Origin of the sequence: Lentzea sp. NPDC004782 (assembly GCF_040609115.1) — a bacterium.
Classification (GTDB): Bacteria; Actinomycetota; Actinomycetes; order Mycobacteriales; family Pseudonocardiaceae; genus Lentzea.
On sequence record NZ_JBEXJN010000079.1, the window covers coordinates 1 to 7,505 of the forward strand.

Annotated in this window: 8 protein-coding genes; 1 reads left to right on the top strand and 7 read right to left on the bottom strand. The window is 68.4% G+C overall.

Annotation, left to right across the window (positions count from 1 at the left end):
* Window positions 1-318: 318 nt before the first annotated feature.
* The 4 genes from ABZV40_RS41480 to ABZV40_RS41495 all read right to left on the bottom strand — a co-directional run bounded on the left by ABZV40_RS41480 (window position 319) and on the right by ABZV40_RS41495 (window position 3,791).
* Window positions 319-1,314 (bottom strand): hypothetical protein, encoded by a 996-nt coding sequence (locus ABZV40_RS41480; RefSeq protein WP_355454894.1) that lies wholly within the window; start codon window positions 1,312-1,314, stop codon window positions 319-321.
* Window positions 1,311-2,528, bottom strand: coding sequence for an MFS transporter (locus ABZV40_RS41485; protein WP_355454926.1), 1,218 nt, complete (start codon window positions 2,526-2,528; stop codon window positions 1,311-1,313). Before ABZV40_RS41485 ends, ABZV40_RS41480 begins: the two co-directional genes overlap by 4 nt.
* A 44-nt stretch (window positions 2,529-2,572) precedes the next feature.
* Window positions 2,573-3,436, bottom strand: coding sequence for an alkaline phosphatase family protein (locus tag ABZV40_RS41490; RefSeq protein WP_355454896.1), 864 nt, complete (start codon window positions 3,434-3,436; stop codon window positions 2,573-2,575).
* Between the two features lie 187 nt (window positions 3,437-3,623).
* Window positions 3,624-3,791 (bottom strand): hypothetical protein, encoded by a 168-nt coding sequence (locus ABZV40_RS41495; RefSeq protein ID WP_355454898.1) that lies wholly within the window; start codon window positions 3,789-3,791, stop codon window positions 3,624-3,626.
* Window positions 3,792-4,123: 332 nt separating this feature from the next.
* Between ABZV40_RS41495 and ABZV40_RS41500 the strand changes: the two genes are divergently transcribed.
* A complete protein-coding gene (locus ABZV40_RS41500) occupies window positions 4,124-5,317 on the top strand; it encodes a fumarylacetoacetate hydrolase family protein (protein WP_355454900.1) in 1,194 nt (397 codons plus the stop codon).
* Window positions 5,318-5,376: 59 nt separating this feature from the next.
* Here the strand turns inward: ABZV40_RS41500 and ABZV40_RS41505 are convergent, their stop codons facing one another.
* From ABZV40_RS41505 to ABZV40_RS41515, 3 genes are read right to left on the bottom strand one after another with little or no spacing between them, the layout of a single operon-like run.
* Window positions 5,377-6,057 (bottom strand): TetR family transcriptional regulator, encoded by a 681-nt coding sequence (locus tag ABZV40_RS41505; RefSeq protein ID WP_355454902.1) that lies wholly within the window; start codon window positions 6,055-6,057, stop codon window positions 5,377-5,379.
* A gap of 35 nt (window positions 6,058-6,092) precedes the next feature.
* Window positions 6,093-6,290: a ferredoxin gene (locus ABZV40_RS41510; RefSeq protein WP_355454904.1), complete on the bottom strand. Its 198-nt coding sequence runs from the start codon at window positions 6,288-6,290 to the stop codon at window positions 6,093-6,095.
* Between the two features lie 15 nt (window positions 6,291-6,305).
* Complete coding sequence (locus ABZV40_RS41515) at window positions 6,306-7,490, bottom strand: cytochrome P450 (RefSeq protein WP_355454906.1); 1,185 nt, start codon at window positions 7,488-7,490, stop codon at window positions 6,306-6,308.
* Between the last annotated feature and the right edge of the window lie 15 nt (window positions 7,491-7,505).

The window sequence follows — 7,505 nt, forward strand, 5'->3', positions numbered from 1 at the left end:
ACCGCTAAGCAGGTAGCCGGAAGTCGTGTTCGCGACTCGCCGTCTGGTGTTGTGGATGAAGGGCGCCTTCCTCCACCTGGTGTGGAAGAAGGCGCCCTTCATCCACATAACTGCCCGGCAGGCGGGTTGCGGACAAGACCTTTGGCAAGCCGCTTAGCGTGCCACCCCGAACTACACCGTCGTTCTCATCGACTGATCACTCCCCCCGAGACACAACCGAGCAGGTCCGCCTGGCGTTCCGGGAGGCCCGGTCACCCGGCGGCGGCCGTGAAGCTCGTTTCACGGCTTCACGGCCGCTTCGGGGCCGGACCGGGTTGATCAACGCGGCGGTTCGAGTGCGGCGGGAGACTCCGCCTCAGGAATCAGCAACCGTGGCGTTCCCGACCCGTCCGCCGGCACCGCCCAGACATCGGAGTGCCCGCCGTCACGCGGGATTCCGTAGGCGACGGTCCGCGCGTCGAGCCAGGCCGGCTGATCGTCGACGCTGCGTTCCTCGGCGAGCGGCGTCACGGCGCCGCTCGCCGGATCGAGCACGGAGAGCCGCCAGCCTTTCGCCGGATCACCGTCGACAGCGGACTTGAAGGCGATCCGCTTCCCGTCCGGCGACAAGGAAGGGCACTCGACGTTGTCGCGCACAGTGCGCACGGTCCGCGCCGAGACGTCACCTTCCACCAGGTACCGGTGGTTCCCGGTCGACATCGTCGCGAAGAACCGGTTCTCGTCCTGGGCGAACGTGATACCCCAGAAGTTGAGGTCGGCGGCCTGGTAGGGCTTCCCGTCGACCGTCACGGCGAAGTCCTCCAGCGTGCCCTCCAGAGCGCCGCTCGCGGTGTCCAGCATCCCGGCACGGGTCGAGAACTTGCCGCCGTTGTAGGAGTCCCCGGTGACGAAGACCGTCCAGTCGACCCGCTGCCCGCTGGGCGAAACCCTGGCCCGGTTGGGCAGTCCCACCAGCGGGATCTCCTGCTTCACGGACAGCGCGGCGTCGAACACGACGAGCTGGTAGGTGGTCAGCCCGCTCTCCGGTCGCAGGCAGAGCCCGGTGCCGCCGGCGGCGTACACCCGGTTGCAGACCACGTTCGACACCGCACGGGCACCACCGGGGTCGTCGGCCGCCACGGTGGCGAGGTGCCCGCGCTCGGCGTCCGCCGTGCTGCGGAACAGGAAACGCGGACCGGTCAGAGTCACGTCGTCCGTCGCGGCTGCGGCGCCGTCGCGGTTGCGAGCCCTGACCAGTCCTGTGTAGACGACAGCGGTCGCGGCCAGGACCACCACACCGACGAGTGCTAGCAGAATCCGGTTCCGGGTGGTCAAGCACGCACCTCCCGGCGCGGGGCCAGCAGCACGGCGGTGCCGACGACGGCAGTGAGCACCGTGCCGGCGGCCACGCCGACAGCGGTGTTCGCGCCCCAGACCTGCCAGAGAAGTCCGAAGAGGACAGATGAGGCGAAGTACGACAACGCCTGGCCGGTCTGCACGAGGGAAATGCCGGTGGTGCGCAGCGCTTCGGGCAGGACCGGGCCGGCCAGCGCCATCAGCACACCGTCGGTCGCGGCGTAGAAGGCGCCGTAGAAACCGAGGGTGAGCGCGAACAGCGGCCACCCCGCCACAGGGCTGAGGAGCAGCAGGTACACCACGGCCAGTCCGCCGTAACCGCAGAGCATCACCGGCAGGCGGCCGATCCGGTCGGCCAGCGCGCCCAGCGGCGCGGCCAGCAGCAGGTAGACGAGGTTGGTCCCGACCGCCAGCAGCGGAAACCAGCCGTTCGCGATGTCTTCCTTGCGCTGCAACAACAAGTACACGAACCCGTCGCCGATGGTGACCATTCCCAGCACGCAGGCGGCCAGCAGCAACCGCCGGACCCGCGCGTCACGCAGCAACGAACCGACCGCGCGAGGCGACACGCTCCGGGCGGTCACCACCGCCGGACGCCGGTCCCGCACGAACAAGCAGAGCAGCAGCACTCCGCAGGCCGCGACGCAGAAGCTCGTCACGAACACCGCGTCGAAACCGTCAGTGCCGGCGGACGATCCTGCCGCGGCCAGCACGGCCACCGCGACCAACGGCCCGGCGAACGCACCGGCGCTGTCCATCGCCCGATGCACGCCGAACGCGCGCCCGAGCATCGATTCCGGCGCGGACGAGGTGATCAGCGCGTCACGTGGCGCGGTCCGCAGCCCCTTGCCGGTGCGATCGACCGTCAGCACCGCCCCGATCGCGGCCGCCGAGGACCCGGCCGCCACCAGCCCCAGTTTGGCCACCGCCGAGAGCGCGTACCCGATGCCGGCGACGGCCTTCTTCCGCCCGGCGCGGTCGGCGACGTAGCCGCCGACCAGCCGCAGCACGGCGGTCGCCCCGGTGTACAGCCCGTCGAACAAGCCGTAGGACAACGGGCTCAGGTGCAGTCCGAGCACCAGGTAGACCGGCAGCACGGCGGTGACCATCTCGGACGAGATGTCGGTGACGAGACTGACCGTCCCCAGTGCCAGGACGTTTCCGCCCAGCGCGCCGAGCGTGCGCCGGGACAGGCCGCCGGGATGCTCCCGGCGGCCGATCGTCGACAGGTACACGGCTACTGCCACACATCCAGGATCGGGGACTTCTGCGCCGCGTTGCCGATGCCCGGCAGGCCGTGAGCCGCCTCGATCGTCCGCAGGACGGTGTAGTGGTTGATCGACTCGCTGTAGCTGCCCGCCTTGACGTGCGCACCGGTGAACGTGGTGAAGATCTGGTTCACCGAGGTCCCGCTGTCCTCGTCGAAGGTGACGATGAGCAGGCTGTTGTGCGTCTTCGCCCACTTCGCGTAGGCGTCGAGGTTCTCCTTGAGCCAGCTGTCGCCCGTGCCGATCGAGCAGTCGTGCATGTCGTTGCACATGTCCGGGGTCACGAAGGCGACGTCAGGGAGCTTCGTGAAGTCGCCGGGGAACGAGGAGAACCTGCGGTTGCTGGACGAGGGGACGTTGCCGAAGTCCACCCAGGAGTTGTGCTTGCGCCTGTAGGTGCCGCTCGAACACCCGGTGTAGCCCTCGGACGGCATCGCCTCCGAGTACCCGGCGAACGTCTTCCCGATGCCGGCCAGCTGGGTCGCGAGGTTCTCCTTCGCGCCGAGGTTCATCGGGCAGGCGTCGTCGTCGACACCTTGGGTCGAGCCGGAGAAGAGGGCGATGTAGTTGGGCTGGCTCGGATGCGTGATGCCGAACGACTTGGTGAACTTCGCGCTCTGCGCCGCGAGCTGGTTGAAGTACGACGCGCTGGAGCTTCCGTTGATGGACGAGTACTTCTTGTTCTCGAACATCACCAGCACGATGTGGTCGAAGGCCGGCACGGACGCCGCCACCGGCTTGACCGCGGTGGAAGTGTCCGCAGGTGAACCGACGACGGTCGCGGCGATGCCGGCCGCGACCATCGTCGCGACCGCGATCCGCTTGACGAGCATGGAACCTCCGGGAACTCGAGCGGCGGCGGTGGACGTGTTGCTCGCATCTAAACCACAACGTGCAGGCATAACCTATTCGAATCACCCGGTTGGCTCTGCACGATGAGGCAAAACCCGCCCAAATCCGGCAACCGGCGGATGATGCCCGGCCACCAGTTGCACGATTGGACAGCAGAGCCGTTCACGTTCACTCTTTTCGACCGCCGGCGGAAAACGATTGCCGTGAGCCGACCGCCGCGACGATCGAGACGAGCGGCGCCGTGGTCGCGCTCTCCGGCTCCACCTCGACGGACACCGTGCGAGAAGCCGGCCGAGTCAGCGACTGCTGCGGGCTTACCGCGGCATCATCGATCACAGGCACGTCTTGGTCGTGCTCTGCAACGCAACCGGCGCCCGACATCCGGCCGATGCGTCGTCCACGTCTTCGCGGCTGAGGTGGTGACGGCACGCCATTCTTGGTACCGGATCAATACGTGTACGGAACAGGGAAGCCGCCCAACGGCGCGAACTGTTGTCCGGCAATGCACTTCCCGCTCATGACGACTGCCAGGCTGGGATCGACTCACGGTCAGGACCTGCGTCGAAGCCGTGCGCACCGCCCACGAGGCAGCCTGTCGCTCGAAGCCGAGGCAGAGGAAGCTCGTCGAGACTTCGAGATGATCTGCGGTGCGAGCAGGAAGGATTTCCATGGGCATCTCACTCAACGCCGCCGACGTCCTCCCCGAGGACGCAGCGGGCGCCACACTCGTCGCAAGGGTCTTCGAGCCGTCTGCCGGCGGCCCTTCGGTCGTGACGATCCGCGGCGACGAGGTCGTCGATCTCTCGCCGCTGGCATCGACCGTTTCGTCGCTGCTCGAGCGACCGGACGCGCCGGAGGTCGTCAGGAACCACCCGGGCGGCACGTCGTGGCCGCTCGCGGAGGTTCTGGCCGCGACGACGAACCCGACCGGTGCTGTTCCGCGGTTTCTGGCACCGGTCGACCTGCAGGTGCTCAAGGCCGCCGGCGTGACCTTCGTGCGCAGCATGCTCGAGCGGGTCATCGAAGAGCGCGCCGACGGTGATCCGACGCGGGCCCAGGAGGTTCGGCAGAAGCTGGGAGCGATCGTCCAGGGCCACATCTCCCACCTGAAGCCGGGGTCCGCGGAGGCTGCGGAGGTGAAGAGGGTTCTTCAGGCCGAGGGCTTGTGGTCGCAGTACCTCGAGGTCGGTATCGGTCCGGACCCCGAAATCTTCACCAAGGCCCCGGTGCTCTCGGCGGTGGGGCTGGGAGCGGACATCGGCGTTCTGTCCCGCTCAGCCTGGAACAACCCCGAACCCGAACTCGTCCTGGTGGTGGACTCGCGCGGAAACCCGGTCGGCGCGACGCTCGGCAACGACGTCAACCTGCGCGACTTCGAGGGCCGCAGTGCTCTCCTGCTCGCGGAGGCGAAGGACAACAACGCTTCCTGCGCCATAGGACCGTTTCTCCGGCTGTTCGACGACGGGTTCACCCTGGCGGACGCCAAAGCCACCGAAATCGCCTTGGACATCACCGGCCCCGACGGGTTCGTGCTGCACGGCGTGAATCCGGTCTCCGAGATCAGCCGGGAGCTGGAGGACCTCGTGTCCCACGCCTTCGGCGCCCACCACCGCTATCCCGACGGCTTCGTGCTTTTCACCGGCACGATGTTCGCTCCGACCGAAGACCGGGACCAGCCCGGCCAAGGGTTCACCCACAAGGTCGGGGACGTCGTGCGCATCTCTTCGCCCCGACTGGGCGCCTTGACGAACGTCGTGAACACTGCCGAGGACGCAGAAGACTGGACGTTCGGCATCACCGCGCTGATGGAGAACCTCGCCGCCCGCGGTCTGCTGAGCTCGCGCACCCAGGTGCGCTCGTGACCGAGGTGGTCCTCACCGGTTCAATCCGCTGCCGGTCGTGCCCGTTGATCAAGCCGCGGTCAGACCCGGCTCACGGCCGAAGCGTCCGGCAGCGGCGCCGTTGCGATCTCACGTGCTTCATCGAGCGGGACTCCGAGCAGGCGCAGCAACAGCTCGGCCATCTCGTCGCACGTCGCGTCGGTGACGCCCTCCGGGTTCACCAGCGACACGTGCAGCACGGCAAGCAGCGCACCGGCCGTGGTCGCGAGGGCCAGCCGCGGATCGCCGACCTGGAACCGGCCGGACGCCACTCCGGCCTCGATGCCGCGCAGGGCACGCGGGGCGAGCCCTGCGTCGGCGTCCATGTAGGCCATGCCGTGTCGCACCAGCACCTGCGCCGTCTCCGGTCGCGCCACCCCGAGCCGCGCGGCCAACCGCAGCGACTGGGCGAAGGCCATCGCCGGATCGTCGACATCGCTGCTCAACTCGTCCAGCAGTCGGCCGAGCTCCTCCAGCACCTCCGACACGGCCGCTTCGAACAACTCCGCCTTGGTGGAGAAGTGGTTGTAGAACGAGCCGAAACCCACGTCCGCCGCGTCGGTGATGTCCTGGATGCTCACCGTTGCGTGCTTGTCGCCGGCCAAGAAACCGCGCGCCGCGTCGATCAGCTTCTGACGGGTTCGAGCTTTGCGCCGCTCTGTGCGTGTGGCGGGCTCGGCGCTGCGAGAACGCGGTGGGGCCATGCCTGAAAGGTACTGCATGACACCGCTGATGAATCAATCAGTGGTGGAGCCGGTCACGTGATCTCCCGCAACGCTGCGACGGGACAGACGTTGACGGCAGCGCGAGCTGCCGCGCGGTGCTCGGGTGGCACGGTCCTGCCTTCGAACTGGTGGACGACCCGCGCGTCGTCGTCGAGGTCGAAGACGGCGGGGGCCTGGCCGGCGCACAGGCCGTGGCCCTCGCAGCGGGCGTGGTCGACGGAGATCCGCACAGGTCTCCCCTTTCGTCAGGCGGGAACGAGTTGGAGCGGCAGCCTGTGGAGACGACGGATGATGTTGTTCAGACCCCACTCCGGCTCGCCGGTGGGCACGATCTTGTCGACGCGGGTGACGAGGGCGCGCAGGATCGCCTCGATCTCCAGCCGGGCCAGCCCCTGCCCCGCACAGCCGTGCGTGCCGCGGCCGAAGCCCAGCTGCCGGGAGGCGTCGCGGCGGATGTCGAACGCGTCGGGGTTCTCCCACTCCAGCGCGTCGCGGTTGGCCGAGGCGTAGAGGACGAGGACGCGTGAGCCCGCGCGCAGTGCGGTCCCCGCCACCTCGGTGTTCTTCGCGACCTTGCGGCTGAAGGCGCGCAGCGGGGATTCGTACCGCACGACCTCGTTGACCGCGTTGGGAATCAGGCTCGGGTCGTCCTTCAACAGCCGCCACTGATCGGGATGCGTCGCGAAGAGGTGCAGGGCGCTGGCGATCGCGCTGAGCGTGGTGTCGAGCGAGGGCACGAGGTAGTCGATCATCAACGCCGGGCATTCGGAACGGGCGATCTTGCCTTCGTCCGCGGCGCGCAGCAGGTCGTCCCCCATGCTGCCGGGCAGGATCGATCGCCGCCGGACGACGCCTCGCGCGAAGCGCATCACCCCGAGGCCTCTGAAGGTGGCCGCGGCCGCTCGCGCGTTCAGCGGGCCCAGTACGTCGAAGGTCGCCGCGCCCCAGCTCAGCAGGTTCTTTCGTTGTGCCCGCGGCCAGCCGACGAGGTCGGGAACGACTGCCGCGGGCAGTGCCTCCGCGATGCCGACGCCGTCGACATCGCGACGGGCCAGCGCCGCGTCGACGATCTCGGTGGCCTGGTGTTCCACGGATTCCTTCATCGTGCGCAGTGCTCTGGGCGTGAGCCGGTGCGCTACCAGGGCACGACGGCCGGCGTGGTCCTCGCCGTCGCTGTTGAGCGTCGTGCCGCGGGAGAGCCGGTTCGTGAGCGAGTTCAATGCGACACCCTCACCCGAGGTGAAGGTCTTGTCGTTCAGCAGCACGGCTTTGCACTCCGCATAGCGGGGCAGCGCGTACACCTCGTGCTTGGGCAGCCACACCACCGGCCCGAGTTCGCGCAGCTTCGCGTAGTGCGGATACGGGTCCAGGATGGCCTGCGCGGAGTAGAGGTCCGGCGCGTATGCGGGGACGTCTGGGCGTCGGGGCAACATTGCTCCTCACGG

Bases quoted from the DNA above. Each gene is read 5' to 3' on its own strand.
- ABZV40_RS41490 (WP_355454896.1), bottom strand. From the start codon at position 3,436: ATGCTCGTCAAGCGGATCGCGGTCGCGACGATGGTCGCGGCCGGCATC.
- ABZV40_RS41505 (WP_355454902.1), bottom strand. From the start codon at position 6,057: ATGCAGTACCTTTCAGGCATGGCCCCACCGCGTTCTCGCAGCGCCGAG.
- ABZV40_RS41500 (WP_355454900.1), top strand. From the start codon at position 4,124: ATGGGCATCTCACTCAACGCCGCCGACGTCCTCCCCGAGGACGCAGCG.